The sequence below is a fragment of the Streptomyces sp. Y7 genome (assembly GCF_043195415.1).
In the GTDB taxonomy this organism is placed as follows: Bacteria; Actinomycetota; Actinomycetes; order Streptomycetales; family Streptomycetaceae; genus Streptomyces.
The window spans coordinates 176,767-198,061 of record NZ_JBIDDQ010000010.1 but is presented as its reverse complement, the minus strand read 5'-3'; the positions used below and the strand labels follow the sequence as shown (position 1 = coordinate 198,061).

Annotated in this window: 21 protein-coding genes; 10 read left to right on the top strand and 11 right to left on the bottom strand. The window is 71.1% G+C overall.

Annotation, left to right across the window (positions count from 1 at the left end):
• Nucleotides 1-164: 164 nt before the first annotated feature.
• The 7 genes from ACGFW6_RS25395 to ACGFW6_RS25365 all read left to right on the top strand — a co-directional run bounded on the left by ACGFW6_RS25395 (nucleotide 165) and on the right by ACGFW6_RS25365 (nucleotide 6,624).
• The gene (locus ACGFW6_RS25395; protein ID WP_393514087.1) at nucleotides 165-764 is read left to right on the top strand and encodes a TetR/AcrR family transcriptional regulator; all 600 of its coding nucleotides are present in this window, start codon (nucleotides 165-167) and stop codon (nucleotides 762-764) included.
• Nucleotides 765-868: 104 nt separating this feature from the next.
• The gene (locus tag ACGFW6_RS25390; RefSeq protein WP_393514084.1) at nucleotides 869-3,103 is read left to right on the top strand and encodes an MMPL family transporter; all 2,235 of its coding nucleotides are present in this window, start codon (nucleotides 869-871) and stop codon (nucleotides 3,101-3,103) included.
• 131 nt (nucleotides 3,104-3,234) lie between these two features.
• The gene (locus ACGFW6_RS25385; RefSeq protein ID WP_393514081.1) at nucleotides 3,235-3,723 is read left to right on the top strand and encodes a YbaK/EbsC family protein; all 489 of its coding nucleotides are present in this window, start codon (nucleotides 3,235-3,237) and stop codon (nucleotides 3,721-3,723) included.
• Nucleotides 3,720-4,565 (top strand): EamA family transporter, encoded by an 846-nt coding sequence (locus tag ACGFW6_RS25380; RefSeq protein WP_393514078.1) that lies wholly within the window; start codon nucleotides 3,720-3,722, stop codon nucleotides 4,563-4,565. Before ACGFW6_RS25385 ends, ACGFW6_RS25380 begins: the two co-directional genes overlap by 4 nt.
• Nucleotides 4,566-4,772: 207 nt before the next feature.
• Nucleotides 4,773-5,183, top strand: coding sequence for a hypothetical protein (locus tag ACGFW6_RS25375; protein ID WP_393514075.1), 411 nt, complete (start codon nucleotides 4,773-4,775; stop codon nucleotides 5,181-5,183).
• A gap of 18 nt (nucleotides 5,184-5,201) precedes the next feature.
• On the top strand, nucleotides 5,202-6,344 hold the full coding sequence (locus ACGFW6_RS25370) for a hypothetical protein (protein ID WP_393514072.1): 1,143 nt from the start codon (nucleotides 5,202-5,204) through the stop codon (nucleotides 6,342-6,344).
• Nucleotide 6,345: 1 nt separating this feature from the next.
• Nucleotides 6,346-6,624: a hypothetical protein gene (locus ACGFW6_RS25365; RefSeq protein WP_393514069.1), complete on the top strand. Its 279-nt coding sequence runs from the start codon at nucleotides 6,346-6,348 to the stop codon at nucleotides 6,622-6,624.
• A 3-nt stretch (nucleotides 6,625-6,627) separates the two neighbouring features.
• On the opposite strand, the gene ACGFW6_RS25360 is transcribed toward ACGFW6_RS25365, so the two are convergent.
• Nucleotides 6,628-7,341, bottom strand: coding sequence for a class I SAM-dependent methyltransferase (locus ACGFW6_RS25360; protein WP_393514066.1), 714 nt, complete (start codon nucleotides 7,339-7,341; stop codon nucleotides 6,628-6,630).
• A 32-nt stretch (nucleotides 7,342-7,373) separates the two neighbouring features.
• Nucleotides 7,374-8,843 (bottom strand): metallophosphoesterase, encoded by a 1,470-nt coding sequence (locus tag ACGFW6_RS25355; protein WP_393514208.1) that lies wholly within the window; start codon nucleotides 8,841-8,843, stop codon nucleotides 7,374-7,376.
• Between the two features lie 293 nt (nucleotides 8,844-9,136).
• Here ACGFW6_RS25355 and ACGFW6_RS25350 point away from each other — a divergent pair, with 293 nt between their 5' ends.
• Nucleotides 9,137-9,412, top strand: coding sequence for a DUF1876 domain-containing protein (locus tag ACGFW6_RS25350; protein WP_393514063.1), 276 nt, complete (start codon nucleotides 9,137-9,139; stop codon nucleotides 9,410-9,412).
• 17 nt (nucleotides 9,413-9,429) lie between these two features.
• Here ACGFW6_RS25350 and ACGFW6_RS25345 read toward each other — a convergent pair whose 3' ends face one another.
• The 6 genes from ACGFW6_RS25345 to ACGFW6_RS25320 form a co-directional block, all read right to left on the bottom strand.
• Nucleotides 9,430-10,599, bottom strand: coding sequence for a serine hydrolase domain-containing protein (locus ACGFW6_RS25345; RefSeq protein ID WP_393514060.1), 1,170 nt, complete (start codon nucleotides 10,597-10,599; stop codon nucleotides 9,430-9,432).
• A gap of 36 nt (nucleotides 10,600-10,635) precedes the next feature.
• Nucleotides 10,636-11,085: an organic hydroperoxide resistance protein gene (locus ACGFW6_RS25340; protein WP_393514057.1), complete on the bottom strand. Its 450-nt coding sequence runs from the start codon at nucleotides 11,083-11,085 to the stop codon at nucleotides 10,636-10,638.
• Nucleotides 11,086-11,208: 123 nt separating this feature from the next.
• Nucleotides 11,209-11,670 carry a MarR family winged helix-turn-helix transcriptional regulator gene (locus ACGFW6_RS25335; RefSeq protein WP_393514054.1) on the bottom strand — a complete coding sequence of 154 codons (462 nt, stop codon included), beginning with the start codon at nucleotides 11,668-11,670 and terminating at the stop codon, nucleotides 11,209-11,211.
• On the bottom strand, nucleotides 11,667-12,473 hold the full coding sequence (locus ACGFW6_RS25330; protein ID WP_393514051.1) for an energy-coupling factor ABC transporter ATP-binding protein: 807 nt from the start codon (nucleotides 12,471-12,473) through the stop codon (nucleotides 11,667-11,669). Before ACGFW6_RS25330 ends, ACGFW6_RS25335 begins: the two co-directional genes overlap by 4 nt.
• Nucleotides 12,461-13,222, bottom strand: coding sequence for a cobalt ECF transporter T component CbiQ (gene cbiQ / locus ACGFW6_RS25325; RefSeq protein WP_393514048.1), 762 nt, complete (start codon nucleotides 13,220-13,222; stop codon nucleotides 12,461-12,463). Before cbiQ ends, ACGFW6_RS25330 begins: the two co-directional genes overlap by 13 nt.
• A gap of 1 nt (nucleotide 13,223) precedes the next feature.
• Nucleotides 13,224-14,288: an energy-coupling factor ABC transporter permease gene (locus tag ACGFW6_RS25320; protein WP_393514045.1), complete on the bottom strand. Its 1,065-nt coding sequence runs from the start codon at nucleotides 14,286-14,288 to the stop codon at nucleotides 13,224-13,226.
• Nucleotides 14,289-14,454: 166 nt separating this feature from the next.
• Here ACGFW6_RS25320 and ACGFW6_RS25315 point away from each other — a divergent pair, with 166 nt between their 5' ends.
• Nucleotides 14,455-14,817: an SsgA family sporulation/cell division regulator gene (locus ACGFW6_RS25315; protein ID WP_393514042.1), complete on the top strand. Its 363-nt coding sequence runs from the start codon at nucleotides 14,455-14,457 to the stop codon at nucleotides 14,815-14,817.
• A 24-nt stretch (nucleotides 14,818-14,841) separates the two neighbouring features.
• On the opposite strand, the gene ACGFW6_RS25310 is transcribed toward ACGFW6_RS25315, so the two are convergent.
• Both ACGFW6_RS25310 and ACGFW6_RS25305 read right to left on the bottom strand, forming a co-directional pair.
• A complete protein-coding gene (locus ACGFW6_RS25310) occupies nucleotides 14,842-16,518 on the bottom strand; it encodes a penicillin-binding transpeptidase domain-containing protein (RefSeq protein ID WP_393514039.1) in 1,677 nt (558 codons plus the stop codon).
• Between the two features lie 104 nt (nucleotides 16,519-16,622).
• Nucleotides 16,623-18,260, bottom strand: a complete 1,638-nt coding sequence (locus tag ACGFW6_RS25305; protein WP_393514036.1) for a penicillin-binding transpeptidase domain-containing protein — start codon at nucleotides 18,258-18,260, stop codon at nucleotides 16,623-16,625.
• Between the two features lie 233 nt (nucleotides 18,261-18,493).
• Here ACGFW6_RS25305 and ACGFW6_RS25300 point away from each other — a divergent pair, with 233 nt between their 5' ends.
• The gene (locus ACGFW6_RS25300) at nucleotides 18,494-19,483 is read left to right on the top strand and encodes a calcium-binding protein (RefSeq protein ID WP_393514033.1); all 990 of its coding nucleotides are present in this window, start codon (nucleotides 18,494-18,496) and stop codon (nucleotides 19,481-19,483) included.
• Between the two features lie 3 nt (nucleotides 19,484-19,486).
• Here ACGFW6_RS25300 and ACGFW6_RS25295 read toward each other — a convergent pair whose 3' ends face one another.
• Nucleotides 19,487-21,238: a dolichyl-phosphate-mannose--protein mannosyltransferase gene (locus ACGFW6_RS25295; protein ID WP_393514030.1), complete on the bottom strand. Its 1,752-nt coding sequence runs from the start codon at nucleotides 21,236-21,238 to the stop codon at nucleotides 19,487-19,489.
• Between the last annotated feature and the right edge of the window lie 57 nt (nucleotides 21,239-21,295).

Sequence of the window (21,295 nt, the reverse complement as noted above, 5' to 3'; positions counted from 1 at the left end):
CCCCATGCTTTTCCCGCGGACGGATCGGAGCAACTCGTGACGTCCCGTGTCATCGGGACCCGGCGTGAGCCAGAACACGAACGAAACAGTTTCGTTTCGCTTGTGGGTGCGCTATCGTCGTTGGTGTACGAAACCGTGTCGTTCGGAGTGGGAAGGTGAGTTCGGTGGCCGAGGTCGCAACTGCACGTCGCAGCCGGATCACCCCCGAGCGCGAGGCCGAGCTGTACGAGGCCGTGCTCGATCTGCTCCGGGAGGTCGGCTACGACGCCCTCACCATGGACGCCGTGGCGGCCCGCACCCGGTCCAGCAAGGCGACGCTCTACCGCCAGTGGGGCGGCAAGCCGGAGCTGGTGGCGAAGGCGATCCGGCACAACAAGCCGGGCGGCATCTCCGACGTCGACACCGGATCCCTGCGGGGCGACCTGCACGCCCTCACCTCCCGTGAGGACGACTGCGCCATGCAGCAGAACGCCGCGCTGATGCGGGGTCTGTTCATGGCGGTGCACGGCAATCCGGACCTCCTCCAGGCGTTCAAGGAACTGCTGGTCGAGCCGGAGATGGACGAGTTCCGCCGGGTGCTGCAACGGGCTGTCGACCGCGGTGAGGTCCGCGCCGACCGTCCTGCGCTGGACTACGTCGTGCACATGCTCGTCGGCGCGTTCGCCACGCGCACGCTGATCGACGACCAGCCGCCGACCCAGTCCTTCCTCATGTCGTACATCGACGCCGTGGTCCTCCCCGCCCTCGGCGTCCCCGTCAACTGACGAGTCCCCTTCAGCTAGCCCTCCACCTGACGTAACCGCTCACGTCGTCGGGCTGATCACCCCTGCCCAGAACCAACCCCACGACCTGACCGGGAGTCGCCCTCGTGGCCACGTTCCTCTACAAAGTCGGCCGGCTCGCCTTCAGGCGACGGCACTTCGTCGCCCTGATATGGGTCGCGCTGCTCACCCTCGCGGGTGTCGGCGCGGCCAGTGCGCCCGCTGCGGGCACCACGTCCTTCTCCATCCCCGGCACCGAGGCGCAGAAGGCCTTCGACCTGCTGGACCAGCGCTTTCCCGGCATGAGCGCCGACGGCGCCACCGCCCGCGTCGTGTTCGAGGCGCCGCACGGCCAGAAGATGACCGACGCCGGCAACAAGGCGACCGTCCAGGACACCGTCAAGGAGCTGTCCGACGGCTCCGAAGTCGCCTCCGTCGCCGACCCGTACACCGCGAAGGCCGTCAGCAAGGACGGCACGATCGCGTACGCGTCGGTGAAGTACGAGGTCTCCGGCATGGAGCTCCAGGACGCCTCCCGTGAGGCCCTGGAGGACGCCGCGCAGGACGCGCGGGACGCCGGGCTGACCGTGGAGATCGGCGGTGACGCGCTCCAGACCACGCCGGAGACGGGCGCCACGGAGGTCATCGGCATCGCCGTCGCCGCGGTCGTCCTCGTCATCACCTTCGGCTCGCTGATCGCCGCCGGGCTTCCGCTGCTGACCGCCCTGATCGGCGTCGGCATCGGCATCTCCACGATCACGGCGCTGGCGAACGCGCTGGAGCTGGGCTCCACCACCTCGACACTGGCGATGATGATCGGCCTCGCGGTCGGTATCGACTACGCCCTGTTCATCGTCTCCCGTTATCGCGCGGAGCTGGCGGAGGGCCGCGAGCGGGAGGAGGCGGCCGGCCGGGCCGTCGGCACCGCGGGCTCGGCGGTGGTCTTCGCCGGTCTGACCGTCGTCATCGCGCTGGTCGGTCTGTCGGTGGTCAACATCCCGATGCTGACCAAGATGGGCATCGCGGCCGCCGGCACCGTCGTGATCGCCGTGCTGATCGCGCTCACCATGATCCCGGCTCTGCTCGGATACGCGGGCGGGAAGGTGCGCCCGGCGGGCACCAAGAGCCGCTGGATGGGCGGCAACCGGGCGAAGAAGAAGGCGGCCTCCGGCAGGACCAGGCCCAACATGGGCACCCGCTGGGCCAGCTTCGTCGTACGCCGTCCCATCGCCGTGCTGCTGCTCGGCGTCATCGGCCTCGGCGCGGCGGCGATCCCCGCGAGCTCCCTCGAACTGGGCCTCGGCGACGACGGCACCCAGCCGACGTCCACCACCCAGCGCCGCGCTTACGACCTGCTGTCCGACGGTTTCGGGCCGGGCTTCAACGGCCCGCTGATGGTCGTGGTCGACGCCAAGGGCCAGGACGACCCGGACGCGGTCTTCCAGCAGGTCGGCGACGACATCAAGGGCCTGAAGAACGTCGTGACGGTGACGCCGGCCGCGCCCAACAAGGCGGGCGACACCGCGACGATCACGGTCATCCCGAAGTCGAAGCCCTCGTCGGTGACGACCGAGGACCTGGTGCACTCCATCCGCGACAAGGGCGCCGAGGTGAAGGCCGACACGGACGCGACCGTGCTGGTCACCGGCTCGACGGCGATGAACATCGACGTCTCGCAGAAGCTCAACGACGCGCTGCTGCCCTACCTGGCGCTCGTGGTCGGCCTCGCCTTCCTCCTCCTGATCGTGGTCTTCCGCTCGATCCTGGTCCCGCTGAAGGCGGCGCTCGGCTTCCTTCTGAGCGTGATGGCGGCGCTCGGCGCGGTGGTCGCGGTCTTCCAGTGGGGCTGGTTCGCGGGCCTCCTGGGCGTGGAGGAGACCGGCCCGGTGATGTCCATGATGCCGATCTTCATGGTCGGCGTGGTCTTCGGCCTGGCGATGGACTACGAGGTGTTCCTCGTGACGCGGATGCGTGAGGCGTACGTCCACGGCGAGAAGCCGAGCCAGGCGGTGGTGACCGGGTTCAAGTACGGCGCGAGGGTCGTCACGGCCGCCGCCGTGATCATGATGGCGGTCTTCGCGGGCTTCATCGGCTCGTCCGAGTCCATGGTCAAGATGATCGGCTTCGGCCTGGCGATCGCGGTGTTCTTCGACGCCTTCGTCGTGCGGATGGCCATCGTGCCGGCCGTCCTGGCCCTGCTCGGGAAGAAGGCCTGGTGGCTCCCGCAGTGGCTGGACCGGGCCCTGCCGAACGTGGACGTGGAGGGCGAGGGCCTGCGCGCCGAGGACGAGTCGGGCAAGGACGCCGACCCCGACGAGGACCGCGCGCTGGCAAGGGTCTGACCTGACCCGACCGGGTGGACCGGCCGGTGAGGGCCCCGTGGGGACGGGGTGCCCTCACCGGCTTCCCGCGCGCCCGGCGTGCGGAGAATCCCATTCGCGTGGCCCTTACAGGCACCGCTAACGTGCCCTGCATGACGACAGCCGCCCACCCCCGTTTCGCCGCCGCCCTCGAAGAGCTGGGACTCGGTGACGTGCACGCGCGGATCCGGCGCTTCCCGGACGCGACCCGCACCGCCGCCGAGGCCGCCGCCGCGATCGGCTGCGAGCTCAGCCAGATCTGCAAGTCGCTCGTCTTCGCGGCCGACGGGGTGCCGGTGCTGGTGCTCATGGACGGCGCCTCCCGCGTCGACGTCGAACGGGTGCGCGCGGAGCTCGGGGCCGAGAAGGTCACACGGGCCAAGGCGGAGGTCGTACGGGAGACGACGGGCTACGCCATCGGGGGAGTACCGCCCTTCGGGCATGTGACGCGGACGCGGGTGCTGGCCGACCGTTCGCTGCTGGAGCACGATGTCGTGTGGGCCGCGGCGGGCAACCCGCATGCCGTGTTCCCCATGGAGCCCAAGGCTCTCGTCGCCCACGCGGGCGCCGCCCTGGTGGACGTGCGCGAGCAGACTTCGTGACCCCGCTGGTCACCTCCGCGGTCCTGCTGGCCGCGGTCACCCACGCGGGCTGGAACGCCATCGCGCACAGGATCACCGACAAGCTCGTCGGGTTCACGCTCATCGCGGGCGGCGGGGTGCTGATCGGGCTGGCGCTGATGCCTTTCGGGGCGTTCCCCGCGGCGCGGGCGTGGCCCTACCTGCTGGCCTCCGCCCTCGTCCACATCGTGTACTTCGCGCTGCTCATGAAGTCGTTCCGGCTGGGCGACTTCGGGCAGGCCTACCCCATCGCGCGCGGTACCGCGCCGCTGGTCGTCGCCGTCTTCGCGGCCGTCTTCGCGCACGAGGTGCCGAACGGCTGGGGGGCCGCCGGGATCGCCCTGTCCTGCGCCGGACTCACCGGTGTCGCCCTGTGGGGGCTGCGCGGGCGCCGGCCGAACTGGGCGGCGATCGGAGCGGCGCTGGCGACCGGGCTGAGCATCGCCGCGTACACCGTCCTGGACGGCCTCGGCGTCCGTGCCTCCGGCTCCTCCCTCGGCTACATCGCCTGGCTGATGGCGATCGAGGGCCTGGTGATCCCGGCGTACGCGGTGTGGCGCTGGCGCGGTGAGACGGTCGCGGTACTGCGCCCGTTCGCCTGGCTGGGGCTGCTGGGAGCGGCCCTGTCCGTCACCGCGTACGCCCTGGTCCTGTGGGCCCAGACGAAGGCGGAGCTGGCCCCGATCTCCGCGCTGCGGGAGTCGTCGATCCTCGTGGGGGCGGCCATCGGGGCCGTCGTCTTCAAGGAGCGCTTCGGAGCGCCCCGGATCGCGGCGGCGGGGCTGCTGGTCGCCGGGATCGCCCTGATGCTGCGCGCGGGTTGACGCCCGGTGCGACAGCACGGACGACACGACGTCCGAGCGAGGCGTGCGGGCGTTATGGGCTGATCCGGGCCGTTCGTGCCGCCCCGTCGCGTCTCTGTGACGCGCGGGGCGTGTGACAGATCTGTGATTGCATCGCCTCGGGGGTGTCGTGCCGGGCACCCTGGTTTCGCCATGCACGGCATCTGTGATCTGCCCAAGGGAGGACATGTGGCCGAGAGTCCGGACTCGGAGAAGCAGTTCGACGACTCCGAACTCCTGGAGATGTCCCAGGGCGACCCGGCGCAGGCGAGGCTGCTGCGCAAGTCCCTGGAGACCCTCGCCGCCGGGCACGGCGGCGACGCTCTGAAGGAGATGGCGCAGGAGGTCCTCTCGGGGCGGGTCGGCCTGCGGGACGCGGCGAACGTGTCCGCGTACGCCGACCAGCTGGTGGAGCAGGCGGCCCCGATGGCGGAGAAGTGGGCCGCGCTCTCCGAGGCCGAGCGCGAGGAGCTCGCCGCTGAGGGCAGGCGCGCGATCGCCGCGGAGCAGGAGCAGATCGACGAGGAACGACGCGCGGTGCCCGACAAGGGCGCCGGCCACAAGTCCCGGCACGAGGGCCGGGGCTGGTCACTGTACTGACGGGGGCAGGAGACGACTGTGGGTTTTCAAGTAGAGCCGGACGCGATCCAGGGCTTCGCCTCGCTCGTGTCGCGTGGCGCCGACGGCGCGACGAAGGCCGTCGAGTACGCGGGCAACCACACGCAGATCGACAAGGCGGGCGGCGGGCAGCTCTGGGATCTCGTCGCGGGAAGTCACGACGAGTACGTGGAATCCGCCAAGAAAGCCCTGCGGAAAGCACAGAGCGTCCTCAACTCCTCCCAGTCGGAACTGTCCAAGTCCGCCACGTACTACCGCGAGACGGACACCGATCAGGCCGCGAAGATGGACGCCACCTACCCGGGCTCCAAGGGCGGCGGTGGCGCGGCGGCCGGCGGCGGCAACGGCAGCGACTTCGCCGACGCGCAGGACGCGTCGGCCGCCCTCAAGGCGCCGGCCGGGGACAGCGACAACCCGCTGATCAGCTACGGCCAGGGGCACGCCGACGAATACATGATGAACCCGGTCCAGAAGACCCTCGGCACCGTCCTGGACCTGGGCAGCCCCTCGACCGTGGCGGTGGAGGCGGTGAAACTCCTCTTCGGCTTCGACATCTTCGGCGAGATCAACAACTGGGTTCTCGGTGACTGGAGCAAGTACAAGGACTGCGCCGAGGTCTGGGCGAATCTCGGCTCGTTCTGCGACGCGGTCGCCGCGAACCTGAAGAAGGGCACCGCGAACGTCGGCGTGACCTGGCAGGGGAACGCCTACGACGCCGCGAAGGTCTACTTCGACGAATTCGGCAAGAAACTCGCCGACTTCAAGGAGACCTTCGACTCCCTGAGGACCTGCTACGACGCGGCGGCGCAGGAGGTCTTCCAGCTCGCCGAACTCCTGAAGGCCGGCGTCGTCTTCCTCGCGGACATGGCGATCATCTGGATGGCGAACATGGCGGCGGCCACCGCCGTCAACGCCATCCCGATCGGCGGGCAGGCGGCGTCCGTCGCCATGTTCGCCCTCGCCGCGGCCCAGGCCGTCATGATCATCGACCGGTTCGCCGCGCTGGTGAAGGCGTTCGACGCGACGATGGCGGCCATCACCGTGCTCGGCGCGGCACTGTCCGCCGCGGTCAACGGCTTCACGGCGGCCGACGACTTCCCCGAGGCCAGCTCCGCCGGCTACGACAACCGGGTGGTGGCCTGAGATGTCCTTTCCCGCCTCCGGCGAAAGCCTGGAGCTGTTCCTCTCCCGCGCCCGGATGATGTCCGCCGGAGCCGTCCCCGTGTACCTGGCTCTCCTGCTCTTCCTCACGAAGGAGGAGGGCTGGCAGTGGAGCTTCCTGGCGTTCTGCCTCCTGCCGCCCGTCGCCGCGGTGGCGGGCTTCGTGGGGAAGCGGGACATCCGGCCGGGGCTGGCGGTGGCGGCACTGGTCCTGGCGATCGCCCCACTGCCGCTGATCGGCGGACTCGAGGCGTTGTTCTAGGGGTCAGGCGAGCGCCGGCTTGGCCACCCGGAACGCGAACTGGCCGCAGTACGTCAGCTTGCGCAGATTCACCAGCGCCGTCTTGCGGCGCCCGCTCCTCGCCCACTGGTCGATCTCGTCGTTCAGCGGCGACTGGGTGTCCCAGTACCGGCTGTACTCCGGTGGCCTGCCGAGATAGCTGCGCATGATCAGCGCCACCCCGTCCAGCGAGGGCCGGATCTCCTCCAGCACCAGCCCCGCCTCCTCCACCAGCCTGCGGAACCCGTACGGCGTGTAGTTCCACAGGCTGAAGGAGTGGTACGGCTCGAACTGGGACGTCGATCCGATGAAGCGGCCGCCGGGCCGCAGCACCCGCGCGATCTCGGCGAGCAGCTCGCGCGGCCGGGCCACGTGCTCGAAGACCTGGTGGGAGTAGATCAGCGGCAGCGAGGCGCAGCCGAGGGGCAGATGGACGCCGTCGTAGTGCACCACCGGGTCGCCGCCGGGCGTGCGCTGCCCGGCCTCCGGCGAGTCACCGATGTCGACGCCGATCCAGCGCACCTCGGGGTCGTGCTTGCGGAACAGCGCGGCCGAGGTGCCGCGGCCGCACCCCAGGTCCACGACCAGCCCGGGCGCGCCGGGGGCGGCCATCACCTCGTCCACGTAGTAGCGCGAGGTGACCTGCCGGGCGTGGTCGTCGGGGATGCAGTCCCGCATGAGGTCCCACAGGGTCGCCATGTCTCGATGCTACGAACACGGAAGGTCACGCGCTATTCACGGACCGCGACTCCGGACAGGTCGTGCGGCCGCATGCTGTTGCGGTCGGTGACCGAGCGGCCCAGCGCGTGGTGCGGCCACAGGCCCGCGGCCACCCGCCGGCTGCGCTCGCTCCACTGCCGGGCCGCCACGTCACCGGCCTTGAAGTGGTTGAGGGCGTAGCCGCCGGAGTGGATGCGCACCAGGGTGAAGCCGCCCGGATACTCCTTGGCGGCGGCGACCTCCTGATGGGTGACGTGCGGGGCCCGCGTCAGCACGGTGCGCTTGTTGCGGTGGGTGTGGCCGGCGTGGTGGAGGAAGACGCCGGGCGCGGAGGCGTAGGCGTCGACCAGGGCGCGGGCCTGGCGCCGCTCCAGGCACTGGCCGCGGGTCACCGGGAAGAGGGAGTCCCGCACGGTCAGCGGATGGTGGCCGAACACCAGCGTCGGCTGGTCCGGCTGCTGCCGCAGCTGCCCCTGGAACCATGCCAGTTGCTCGGCCCCGAGCCCGCCCGCGTCGGCGCCGTTGCCGGACTTGGCGTAGGTGTCGAGGCCGATGATCCGCAGTCCGCCGAGGTCCCGGGCGAAGTACCCGGGCCCGTCGCCCCCGCCCGGGAACGTGGTGTGGAAGGAGCCGTCCCGGGAGCGGTCGTGGTTGCCGCGTACGACGAAGTAGTCCTCGCCGTGCGCGCCGAAGCCGTCCAGGATCCGCCGGGCCTCGCCGAGGTCGTGGGCCGACCCGCCGGCCGAGATGTCGCCCCCGGCCAGCAGCAGGTCCGCCCCGCGCCGCCGGGCCTCGGCGACGAGGGCGCGGCTCATCAGTTCCGGGTAGGGCGCGCGGCCCGGCTGCTGGACGACGCCGCGCAGCAGGGGCAGGCCGCCGACGAGGCCGGCGGTGGTCTCGCCGAGATGCAGGTCGTTGCAGAGCGCGATCGACAGCAGATGCCGGCCGGGCGGGGGCTGCGGGGTGGTGAAGGAGTACGGCCCGCCGCCCGAGCCGAGCCCGAACGCCGAGGTGCCCACGGCGTTGCCGCGCACCAGGTGCAGCGGGGTGGGTGTGGCGGCGACGGCCCGGGAGCGGGCCTGGTAGTAGTACGTCTGCCCCGGCTCCAGGTCGGTGAGTTCGACCTGGTGGTGGGCGGTCCGGCGGCCCTCGGACGCGGTGCGGTTCAGCCGCGCGGGGTGGGTGCCGTAGACGATCTCGCCCTCGGTGATCGCGGGCAGGGGGTGGCCGAGGCCGTCATCGGTGCCGGGGATGCCGGTGTACCAGGTGATGACGGCGCGGTCCTCGGTCAGGGTGACCAGTTCCAGGTTGACGGCGGTCAGGTCGTCGGGGTGCCACGAGCGGACCCGGCGCACGGCGGCGGAGGCCGAGCGCAGCAGGGCGGGGGCGAGGCGCGCACCGGAGCGCAGCACCTCGCAGGGGCCGGGGAAGGCCGACAGTGCTGCGAGAGCGGGGAGATGAGCGGAGAAGCAGCAGCGCATGTCCTTCATGTGGCCCGGAGTGGTGAACAGGGGACGTGGCGGTGGCGGCGGGGCCAGGGCCGGCGCGCGACATCTCCATGGAAGCAGCCCGCGACCGCCCGCCGAAGCGACTGTGCCGAGTCTCACCTGATCCCGAGTTGCGGGCTTCGTCCGGGTGTGTCACCGGTGAGGTCAGGGTGCAGAGGGGGACGGAACGGGCGCAGGGGCGGCTTCGGGGGATTTGCCGTGCAGCCGACTAGTCCGCGGCTCTCGACAGGCGCACCCTGGAATCAGTACTTCCGGAGGTGATCGTCATGATGCACACCACAGTCGGATGGCATGTCGAGATGGAGTTCATGGAGGACGACGAGCACACGAGGGCGGTCGCGATGGTGCGGCTGCCCGACGGGACCGAGGTACGGGCCCACGGGCACGCCGCCCGGCACCACACGGACTCCAATCAGCCACGGGTCGGGGAGGAGATCGCCGGCGCCCGCGCGCTGAACGAGCTCGCGATGCAGATGCTCAGCAAGGCGCACGGCGAGATCGACGCGGCTTCGGGGCGTACGTCGCATCCGATTCACGTGTGACGCCTGTCCGCACGGCGTCAGCGCAGCGACGCCCGCAGTGCCCTGATCAACCCCTGCGCCCTCGGATCCGCCGTCACCGTCTTGCGGAAGCCGTTCGTCACGTAGCCGAACGCGATGCCCGTCTCCGGATCGGCGAAGCCGAGGGCGCCGCCGCGTCCGGGGTGGCCGAAGGAGCCGGGGCCCAGCATCGGTGACGCGGTGCCGTGCAGCATGTAGCCGAGGCCGAAGCGGGTGTTCACGACCAGGATGCGGTCCGGGCCCGACGACTCCTCCGCCCTCGCCAGCTCCACGGTCGCCGGGTCGAAGAGCCGTACGCCGTCGACCTCGCCGATCAGCGCCGCGTACACGCGGGCCAGACCGTCGGCGGTGGCGATGCCGTTGGTCGCGGGCAGCGCCGATGCCCGGTACGCCGGGTCGTTCTGGTCGGGGAACGGGGTGATCGCGGCGAAGGCCCGGCGGGTGAGGGAGTCGGGGTCGGTGTAGGCCTCGGTGACCGAACGCTTCGGACGGGCCTTGAGGACCGCGCCCGACGCGGGCTCGGGTGCCTCGACACGCCCGACCCGGCCCGCCCGCCCGGCCGCCTCCTCCACGGCCGGCAGACCCAGCCACAGGTCGGCACCCAGCGGACCGGCGAACTCGTCCGCGATCCACTCGCCGGTGCCCTTCCCGGTCACGCGCCGCACGATCCCGTCGAGCATCCAGCCGTACGTCAGCGCGTGGTAGCCGTGCGCGGTGCCCGGCTCCCACACGGGCGCCTGCGCGGCGACGGCCTCCGGGCCCCGCCGCGGGTCCAGGGACTCCTCCGGGGTGAGCGGGTGCTCCAGGACGGGCAGTCCGGCCCGGTGGTTGAGCACATGCCTGACCAGCACGCGCTCCTTGCCCAGGGACTTGAACTCCGGCCAGTACTCGGCCACCGGCGCGTCCAGGTCCAGCTCGCCGCGCTGCCGCAGCGCGAGGAGTACGGCGGCGGCGACGCCCTTCGTCGCCGAGCGCACGATCTGCGCGGTGCCGCGCCGCCACGGCTCGGTCCCGTCGACGTCCTTGGTGCCGGCCCACAGGTCGACGACCTTGCGGCCGCCCCGGTACACCGCGACCGCGGCGCCCCGCTCGCCCAGCGTCTCGAAGTTCCGCACGAACGCGTCCCTGACCGGCTCGAAGCCCTCGGCCACTGCGCCGTTCACGTCCACGTCCGTCTCCTCGTCCTGCCTCGTGCGGGTGCCCTTCTACCCAAGCAGGATGGTGACGTCGATGTTCCCCCGGGTGGCGTTGGAGTACGGGCAGACCTCGTGCGCGGCGTCCACCAGCTTCTCCGCGAGGCCCGCGTCCAGTACCGGCAGGGACACGCTGAGGGCGACCGCGAGGCCGTAACCGCGGTGCTTGTTGGGGCCGATGCCGACCTTCGCGGCGACCGTGGAGCCGGAGAGGTCGTAGCCCTCGCGGTTGCCGACGAGGATCAGCGCGTTGTGGAAGCAGGAGCTGTAGCCGGCGGCGAACAGCTGCTCCGGGTTGGTGCCGTTGCCGTCGCCCCCGAGCGCGGGCGGCATCGCGACCTTCAGTTCGAGTTGGCCGTCCTGGCTGGTGACATAGCCGTCCCGGCCGCCGTGCGCGGTGGCCTCGGCGACGTACATGATCTTTGTCGGACGGGTGTCGACGGCGGTGCCCTCGTCGGTCATGGGTGGCCCTCCCCACGGAACAGTGCGCCCAGGAAAAGGTGCGCACAAGTACATCGTGCACAAGGTACTGGCCGGTATGGAGCCTGTCATTACCAGGGGGTAGCAACCGCGGGTAACCCGAGATCAGCGGGTGCGTTCGGCCGCCGCCGCGGCCTTCGCCGCGAGCTGCCGCAACTCCTCACGCAGCCGCGCGACGTCCGTTCCGTCCAGCCCGGTGGCCGTGAGCAGGGAGCCGGGCACATGCTTCGCGCGCTCCCTCAGTTCCTGGGCGCGCCCCGTGCACGCGATCAGCACCGAGCGCTCGTCGCGTGCCGCGCGCTCCCGGCGGACCAGGCCCGCCGACTCCAGCCGCTTCAGCAGCGGCGACACCGTGCCGTAGTCGAGCCTCAGCGCGCCGGCCAGCTCCTTCACCGTCGTCTCGCCGCGCTCCCAGAGGAAGAGCAGGGCGAGGTACTGGGGATAGGTCAGGCCCAGCTCGTCGAGAAGCGGGCGGTACGCGGCCGTCACCGCGCGCTGGGCGGCGTACAGCGCGAAGCAGAGCTGGTCGTCCAGGGACAGCGAGCCCGCGTCCTCTTGATGCGTCACGCGCCCTCCCTCACGCTCGAACCGGCTTCGCTCGGCTCGCGCGGGGGCACCCCCCTCACGGACCGCGGGTCGAAGCCGAAGGGCAGCTCCAGCCGGTGGGCGCGCATCAGCTCGTCGTCCGCGAGGAGTTCACCGGTCCTGCCGTCCGCCGCGATCACGCCCTCGCTCAGGATCAGGGAGCGCGGGCACAGTTCGAGGGCGTACGGCAGGTCGTGCGTGACCATCAGCACCGTCACGTCCAACGAGCGCAGGATGTCGGCCAGTTCACGGCGCGAGGCGGGGTCCAGGTTGGAGGAGGGCTCGTCCAGGACGAGGATCTCCGGCTCCATCGCGAGCACCGTCGCCACCGCCACCCGGCGCCGCTGACCGAAGGAGAGGTGGTGCGGCGGACGCTCCTTGAACTCCGCCATGCCGACCCGCTCCAGCGCCTGGTCGACACGCGCCTCCAGCTCCGCGCCCTTGAGCCCGGCCGCCGCCGGCCCGAACGCGACGTCCTCGCGGACCGTCGGCATGAACAGCTGGTCGTCCGGGTCCTGGAACACGATGCCGACCCGGCGCCGGATCTCGGCCATGTGCTGCTTGCCGACGGGCAGCCCGGCGACCTGCACCGAGCCGGTGCCGCCGGTCAGGATGCCGTTGAGATGCAGCACGAGGGTCGTCTTGCCGGCGCCGTTCGGGCCGAGCAGCGCGACCCGTTCGCCGCGCGCGATCGAGAAGTCCACGCCGAACAGGGCCTGGTGGCCGTCGGGATAGGCGAAGGCGAGGCCGGAGACCTCGAGAGATGCGGTACTCACAGGGTCCATCCCAACACGCAGACGGCGAGGGCGGCGACGGGCAGCGCGAGGGCGTACGACCACTGCGCCCGGGACGCGGTCACCTCGTCGATCACCGGCATCGAACCGGCGTACCCGCGGCTGACCATGGCCAGGTGCACCCGCTCGCCGCGTTCGTAGGAGCGGATGAACAGCGCGCCCGCCGACTTCGCCAGGACGCCCCAGTGGCGCACGCCCTTCGCCTCGAAGCCGCGCGACTCGCGCGCGATGCGCATCCGCCGCATCTCGTCCGCGATGACATCGCCGTAGCGGATCATGAAGGACGCGATCTGCACGAGGAGCGGCGGCAGCTTCAACCGCTGGAGGCCGAGCAGCAATTCACGCAGCTCGGTGGTGGAGGCGAGCAGGACCGAGGCGGCGACGCCCAGGGTGCCCTTGGCGAGCACGTTCCAGGCGCCCCACAGTCCGCTGACGCTCAACGACATGCCCAGCACCTCGACCCGCTCGCCCTCCGCCACGAACGGCATCAGCACCGCGAACGCGACGAACGGCACCTCGATCAGCAGCCGCTTGAGCAGAAACCCGGCCGGTACCCGCGCGGCGACGGCGACGATCCCGAGCAGGACGGCGTACAGGCCGAACGCCCACATCGCCTCCCGCGGCGTCGAGACCACGACGACCACGAACGCGAACGTCGCGGCGAGCTTGGTGTGCGGCGGCAGACCGTGCACGGGCGAGTGCCCGTGCCGGTAGAGCCGGTGCGCGTGCCCCGCACCCATCTCAGGCGCTCGAACCCGCGGTGGTGCTCGTGCTCGACGGCGAGACGTCGTCCGCACGGCGCCTGCGCACCGCCCAGAACACCGCGCTGCCCGCGACCACGGTCACTCCGACCCCGATCACGCCCGCGAGACCGCCGGACAGCCGGGCGTCGGTGACGTCCTTGACGCCGTAGTCGGCGAGCGGGGAGTCGGCGTTCGCGTGGTCCTCGGCCTTCTTGTCGATGCCGTGGTCGGCGGCGACCTTCTCCAGACCGTCGGGGCTGGCGGACGCGTAGAAGCTGACGAAGCCGGCGAGCACCAGGGAGGTGACCAGGCCGACGGCCCACACCTTGCGCGAGGAGCGTGCGGCGACCGGGACGGCCGGCTCGGCGACGGGCGCGTCGACCAGTTCGCCGCCCACCCGCAGCCGCAGGCGCTGACGCAGGTCGCGGGCGCCGTACACGAGGTCGGGGCGTACGGCCACGACCGCGCCGACGGTCAGGGCGGTGATGGCGGCCTCGCCGATGCCGATGAGGATGTGCACGCCGACCATGGCGCCGGCGACCTTGCCGATGGAGACGTCGGTGGTGCCGCCCACCGCGTACATGAGCGTGAAGGCGAGTGCGGCCGCCGGCACCGACAGCAGGGCGGCGACGAAGGAGGCGACGGTGACCGAACGGCGGCTGCGCGGCAGCACCTTCACCAGGCCGCGGAAGACGGCGTAGGCGACGACGGTCGTGACGATGGCCATGTTGGTGATGTTCACGCCGAGGGCGGTCAGGCCGCCGTCCGCGAACAGGATGCCCTGCATCAGCAGGACGACCGAGACGCACAGCACCCCTGTGTAGGGGCCGACGAGGATCGCCGCGAGCGCCCCGCCGAGCAGATGGCCGCTGGTCCCCGCGGCGACGGGGAAGTTCAGCATCTGCACGGCGAAGATGAACGCCGCCACCAGGCCGGCCAGCGGTGCGGTGCGCTCGTCGAGCTCACGGCGTGCGCCGCGCAGGCTCACGGCGACCGCGGCAGCGGCGACCACTCCGGTCACGGCGGACGTGGGGGCGTCTATGAATCCGTCAGGTACGTGCACCCGTCGATGATAGTGGCTTGTTGCGAACTCCTTGCAAGAGCGAGGAGCTGGGAACTGCGGACGGACACCCTTTTCCCCGGCGGGCAGGATCCAGGAAATATGCGACATTGGAAGGGGTGCGGAAGTACAGCTTTCGCAAAGGTTGCGCAGCGTAAGGGGTCGACCGATGTCCGTAGTCGAACAGTACGCGCGAGCCCATGTCGTCACGGACGCGGACATCCTCGCGCAGGATCAGGACGCGGTGCCGGTGGTGCTGCGGTACGACCCGGAGTCCGATCCCCGCTCGGTGCGGCTCGGACTGCCCGGGCGTGAGGCCCATGAATGGACCTTCTCGCGCTCACTCCTGGAACAGGGACTGCGCGCCCCCGCGGGAAGTGGAGACGTCCGGGTGTGGCCGTGCGGCCGTGTCCAGGCCGTCGTGGAGATCCACTCCGCGCAGGGGGTGTCGGTGGTGCAGTTCGAGACGAAGGCGTTGATGCGGTTCCTGCGGCGGACCTATCTGGCCGCCGAGGCACCCGTACCGCACTGAGGCTCAGCCGCGCGGCACCGGGGTTCAGCCGCCCGCCTTCAGCAGCGCCGCCACGATCGGGCCCGCGGTGTCGCCGCCGTGGCCGCCCGACTGGACGACGCCCGCCGCCGCGAGGTCGTCGCGGTACGCGGTGAACCAGCCGTTCGGCTTCTTCTGGCCGTCGACCTCCGCCGAGCCGGTCTTGGCGCCGACGTCACCGGTGACCCCGGACATCGCCTCGGCCGCCGTGCCGTAGGCCGCCGTGTAGGCCATCAGGTCACGCAGCTGGGACAGGGTGCCCGCGGACATGGTGCGCGACGCCGTCGCGAGCTGCCGTCCGTCGACCTCGGGGGAGACCAGGTACGGCTGCTTGAAGGTGCCCGTCTTCACGGTCGCCGACACCGACGCCATGTTCAGCGGGTTCATCCGCACCCCGCCCTGCCCGATGAGCTCGGCCGCCATCTGCGCCTGCGACTGCACCGGGACGGCCCCGTCGAAGGTGGAGACGCCGACGGACCAGTTGTTCAGGGAGAGACCGAAGACCTGCTGCGCCTGCTGGGTGAGGCTGTCGTCGTCCAGCTCGGGCGCCTGGCTGATGAAGGCCGTGTTGCAGGAGCGGGCGAAGCTCGCCTTGAACGTGCCGCCCTTGATCTCGAACTTGTCGTCGTTCTGGAACTTCCAGTGCCCGTAGGTGAAGTACTTCGGGCAGGGGTGCTCCTTCTCCGCCGACGCCAGGCCCTTCTCGATCAGCAGCGAGGAGGTGATGACCTTCATCGTGGAGCCGGGCGCGAGGGAGCCCTGGAAGGCGGTGTTGAAGCCGTGCGAGGAGTTCGCGACCGCGAGGATCTCGCCGGTCGAGGGCCGCAGCACGACCACGGACGCCTTCTCCTTCGCGGCGACCTGCTGCTCCGCGGCGGCCTGCAGCGCCGGGCTGAGCGTCGTCTTCACCGTGCCCGGTGTGCCCTCGCTCAGCTCCAGCAGCGTCTTGTCGGACAGCTCGGCCTTCTTGGACTCCTTGCCCCGGACCACCTGGAGTTCGACGCCCGCCTTGCCGCCGGCCTTCTCGCCGTACTTCTCGCGCAGCCCGTCCAGCACCGAGCCCAGCGACGGGTACTCCTTCTCCGTCAGCTCGCCGCCGTCCCGGTCCAGCGCCTTGACCGGCGGGGTGCCGGACGCGCCCGTGACGAGGGTGTCGCCGTCCTTGAGCTCGGGGTGGACGACCGCCGCGTGCCACTGGACCAGCGGCTTGCCGTCCTCGGCGCGCCGGACGACGGTCAGCGCGCTGTCGTAGGCCAGCGGCTTGGTGGTGCCCTTGTAGGACACCGTGCCCTTCACGGAGAAGGGGACCTTGGCGCCGGCGCGGGTGCCGGCGGTCAGGGTGACGTCCTTGATGTGGGCGTCCTGGGTGTAGCCGGTCAGCAGGGCCTTGGCGGCGGTGGTGTCGTCGGTGGCGGCGGCCGCCTCGGTCACCTGGCCCGCCTGCCAGGCGGTGAGGAAGTCCCGGGCCGCGGTGGTGACCTCGGTCGCCGAGAGCGGCCCGGTCCTGACGGACTTGGACTTCTGGCCGGAGCTCGTCGCCTCCGTGCCGTTCTCGGCGGCCGCGCCACTGCCGAGCAGCGCGTAGACCCCGAACCCGGCGCCGCCGACGACGACGGCGATCATCCCGCCGAGCATGGCGGGGTTGGTCTTCCGTCGCTCGGCGACGCGCCTTCTGTTGCCCACTGCTTTCCGTTCCCTCGCGTATTCAGGAGCCCCCGCCGCCCCGCCGACCTCACGCATACCAACGACGAGGCCCACCCTAGAGTCCCGTGCCGCGGGGGATGAGTTCAGCCGGACGCTCGTAGCACGGCTGCGACAATCGGCCCCGCCGCGTCGCCGCCGTGTCCGCCCTGCTGGGTCATGGCCGCGGCGGCCACATCATTGCGGAAACCGGTGAACCAGCTGTCCGAGGTGGCCTTTCCGTCGACCTCGGCGGAACCGGTCTTGGCGCCGATGTCACCGCCGACGGACGACATGGCCGGCTGCGCGGTGCCCTGGGTCGCGGTCAGCCTCATCATCTGCTTCAGCTGGGCCGCGGTGCTCGACGACAGCCCCTTGGCGGTGGCCAGTTGGCGCCCGTCGAGCGAGGGCGAGATCAGATACGGCTGCCGGAAGTCGCCGGTGATCGCGGTGGCGGTGACCGACGCCATGTTCAGCGGGCTCATCTGGACCTGGCCCTGGCCGATGGCGTTGGCCGCGCGGTCCGGGCCGGTGGAGGCGGGCACGCTGCCGTCGAAGGAGACGATGCCGGTCTTCCAGTCGTCCCGGCCGAGCCCGAAGCGCTCCTGGGCCTCGTTCATCAGCGAGGCGTCGGTGAGCGGGTCCTCGTCGACGAGCTTGATGAAGGCCGTGTTGCAGGAGCGCAGGAAGCCGTTGGCGAGCGTGGCGTTCGCGCTCTCGTCGGGCTTGAGGCCGTCGAGGTTCTTGAAGGTCTGGCTCTGCCAGGTGGCGGTGGGCGGGCAGGGTGCCGGGCCGTTCATCGTGGTCACGCCGTTGTCGATGAGCATCGCCGCGGTGAGGATCTTCATCGTGGAGCCGGGCGCGACCCGTCCCTCGAAGGCGGCGTTGAAGGCGTCGCTGCGATGGTTCGCCACCGCCAGCACCTCGCCGGTGCCGGTCCTCAGGGCGACGACGGAGGACTCGGCGTACTTCTTGACGGCCTTCTCCGCGGCCGCCTGTACGCTCGCGCTGAGCGTCGTCTCCAGCTTTCCGGGCCTGCCCTTCGACAGGGTCAGCAGCGAGGTGTCCGGCGACTCGTCGGCATGCCGGATCGACAGCTCGACGCCCGGCTCGCCGCCCGCCTTGTCGCCGTACTTGGCGCGCAGGGCGTCCAGGACCGGGCCGAGCGAGGGGTACTTCTCCTTCGTCAGCACGGCGCCGTCGCGGTCGACGGCCTCGATGGGCGGGTTCGCCGCCTCGCCGGTGACGAGGGTGTCGTCCCGCTTCAGCTGCGGGTGGATCACGGTGGGCTGCCAGTCGACGAGGGCCCGTTTCGTGGTCCGGCCGCGCACCACGGTCAGCTCGCTCTTGTAGGTGAGCGGCTTGGATCTGCCCTCGTAGGAGACCTTGGCCTGCACCGTGAACGGCACGGTGGCGCCGCGTGCCGCACCGGGCGTGATCCGCACGCCGGTGATGTGGGCGTCCTCGCCGAAGGAGGCCAGCAGCGCCCCGGCCGCCGTGTCGTTGTTCGTGTACGTCGAGGCCTGCGCGGCCTCCCCCTTCTCCCACGCGGTGAAGAACTTGGACGCGGTGTCCTCGACCTCCTCCGCGCTCGGCGGCCCGGTCCGCTCGGGTGCGGGCCCCGCGGCCCCCGTCACCCCGCCGCCGTTCAGTGCCGACACGATGTTGTAGGCGCCGTAGCCGGCTCCGCCCACCATCACCGCGAACACACCGCCTATGACGGCGGCCTTGACCCCCTTGGACATGGTCCCCTCCCCGTTATGTCTTCCGCACTGTAAGTGACATGCGGGAAACCAGTGGGACTTGTTTCCTTTTGTTGTCCGAATGCGTGACCGATTCTTGGCCGAAGGGCCGGCACGCCCCGACAGGGGGACGGGCAACCAAGGGCGGGGGTCGTGAGTCGGACGTGTCGTCGGACACCGCCTCAGGAGGGCCTGCCGTGCACTCTTTCCTCACCCGACGCCCAGCGTTGTGCGCCGTGTCGGTACTGGCCGTCGCCCTCGGCACGGCCCTGGCGCTTCCGGCAGCGCCGAGCCCCCGTCGGGGGGATCCGCCGCCGCTCGCCACGGCCGGGGCGCATGGAGCGGTCGGGAACCGGGCGGCCCCGGTCACCCGGATCGCATACCTGGCGGCCCCGGGCCAGGACAACCGGGTGATCATCTCCGTGTCGTCGGCACGCTCCGGGCAGATCACCTATGTGATCGACGACGTGGTACCGATATCCCCGATGCCCGGCTGCGCCCACCTCGGCGACACCGACGACACCAAGGTCTCGTGCGTGGTGGAGATCGAGGAGATGGCCACGGACCCGTACCGCACGCTGTTCGTGGAACTCGGCGACGGCGACGACACCATCAGCGGCCGCAAGGTCGACGGCCCCGGCAGGACCTACCCCATGGGGTACGCCGTGTTCAGCCTCGGTGCGGGGGACGACACCTGGGCGGGCACCTCCAGCGAGGTGAGCGTCGTCTACGGCGGACCGGGCGACGACACCCTCACGACGCTCTACGGCACGTCGGTCTCGGGCAACGACGGCGACGACACCCTCACGGCGATGAACGAGGCCTCGGTCTCCGGCGACGCGGGCGACGACACGATCCACGCCGGCCCCGAGGTCACGGCCAGGGGCGGCCACGGGAACGACCTGATCCGGGGAGACGAGGGCGCCCAGACCCTCCTAGGCGAACTGGGCGACGACACGATCCACGGCGGACCGGGCGACGACGTGCTGTACGGCAACGAAGGCGACGACACCCTGTACGGCGACGGCGGCGGCGACGTCATCTGGGGCGAGGACGAGATCCTGTCCGTGGGCGAGAAGCTCGGCAGGAGGCGCGACGACAGGCTCTACGGCGGCCCCGGCACGGACAAGCTGTACGGCGGCCCGGGCCCGGACGAGCTCTACGGCGGCCCGGGCCGGGACCGGCTGGACGGCGGCACCAGCCCGAACACGATCGTCCAGGACTGACCGCTACACCCAGGTGTCCAGCCACATCCGCGACCGCCAGTCGTCGATCGGGATCGCCTGGCCGGTGTACAGGGGCCAGAAGTAGATGAAGTTCCAGGCGATCAGGAGGACCAGGACGCCCGCGCCCGTCGCGCCCGCCACGCGGCGGGTGTCGCTGGAGCCCGGTGGGCCGATGATCGCGCCGAGGAGCATCGCCACGGCCAGGCAGAGGAAGGGGAGGAAGACGACGGCGTAGAAGAAGAAGATCGTGCGTTCCTGGTAGAGGAACCAGGGGAGGTAGCCGGCGGCGATGCCGCAGGCGATGGCGCCCGCGCGCCAGTCGCGGCGGAAGAGCCAGCGCCACAGGACGTACAGGACCGCGAAGGCGGCCACCCACCACAGGAGGGGGGTGCCGAGGGCCAGCACCTCGCGGGCGCACTTCTCCCCGGCGTCGACGGGACAGCCGTCCTTGCCCGGGGTGGGGGACTCGTAGAAGTACGACACCGGGCGGCCGGCGATGATCCAGCTCCACGGGTTGGACTGGTAGGTGTGCGGCGACGACAGGCCGACGTGGAAGTCGTAGACCTGGTGCTCGTAGTGCCACAGGCTCAGCCACCAGTCGGGGAACAGCCATGACCAGCTGCTGGAGCGGCCGTTGGCGGTGGCCCAGTCGCGGTAGTAGCCGCCGGTGCCGTCGGTGGGCGAGAGGATCCAGCCCGTCCAGGACACCAGGTACGTGACGATCGCCACCGGCACGGTCGCGAGGAAGGCCAGGCCCAGGTCGCGCTTGATCACCGCGGTGTACGGGTGGTGGGCGCCGGCGACCCGGCGCGCGCCGACGTCCCAGAGGACCGTCAGCAGGCCGAACGCGACCAGGAAGTACAGGCCGTTCCACTTGGTGCCGATGGCCAGGCCCAGCATCAGACCGGCCAGCCAGCGGTAGGGACGCCATCCCAGACGCAGGGTCTCGGCGATGTGCGCGTCGGGGCGGACCCGCCCGTCGGCGTCCACCGGCAGCGCGGCGGCGAGTCTCGCGCGCGCCCGGTCCCGGTCGACGACCAGCGCTCCGAACGCCGCCAGCACGAAGAACATCAGCACCCCGTCGAGCAGCGAGGTGCGCGCCATCACGAACGCCAGCCCGTCGACCGCCATCAGCGTGCCCGCGAGGCAGCCGAGGAAGGTCGAGCGGAAGATGCGGCGGCCGATGCGGCACAGCATCAGCACGGCGAGCGTGCCGAGCAGCGCCGTCATGAAGCGCCAGCCGAACGGGTTGAACCCGAACATCAGCTCGCCGAGCCCGATGACGTACTTGCCCACCGGGGGATGCACCACGTACGACGCGTCGGTGGGGATGTGCACCTGGTCGCCGAGCCGCAGGACGAGGTCGTTGGCGTTCTTGTCCCAGTCGACCTCGAAGCCGCGATGGACGAGCGCCCACGCGTCCTTGGCGTAGTACGTCTCGTCGAATATCACCTTCCTCGGGTTGCCGAGGTTCCAGAACCGCAGCACGCCGGCCAGCAGCGTCACCAGCAGCGGACCGCCCCACGACGACCAGCGCGCTAGCCGCTCGGCGAGCGGCTGCGAGATGCCGAGGAACTGCCACATCCGCGGGCCGGGCCGGACGTAGGGCGGCACGAGCTGGTCGCGCACGTCGCCTCTGGGCGCCGCCGTGTAGCCGAATCGGCGCAGCCGCTGCTGCCACGACGGCCGCTGCTCGTGCGGTGCCTGGCCCTGCTGGATGTCCGTGGAGTCCATCGACGACGCTGTACTGGTCACCGCGCCATCGTAGGGAACACGTCTGTGGGAGTCGCGTGGATGCGCCCTGCGAGGATG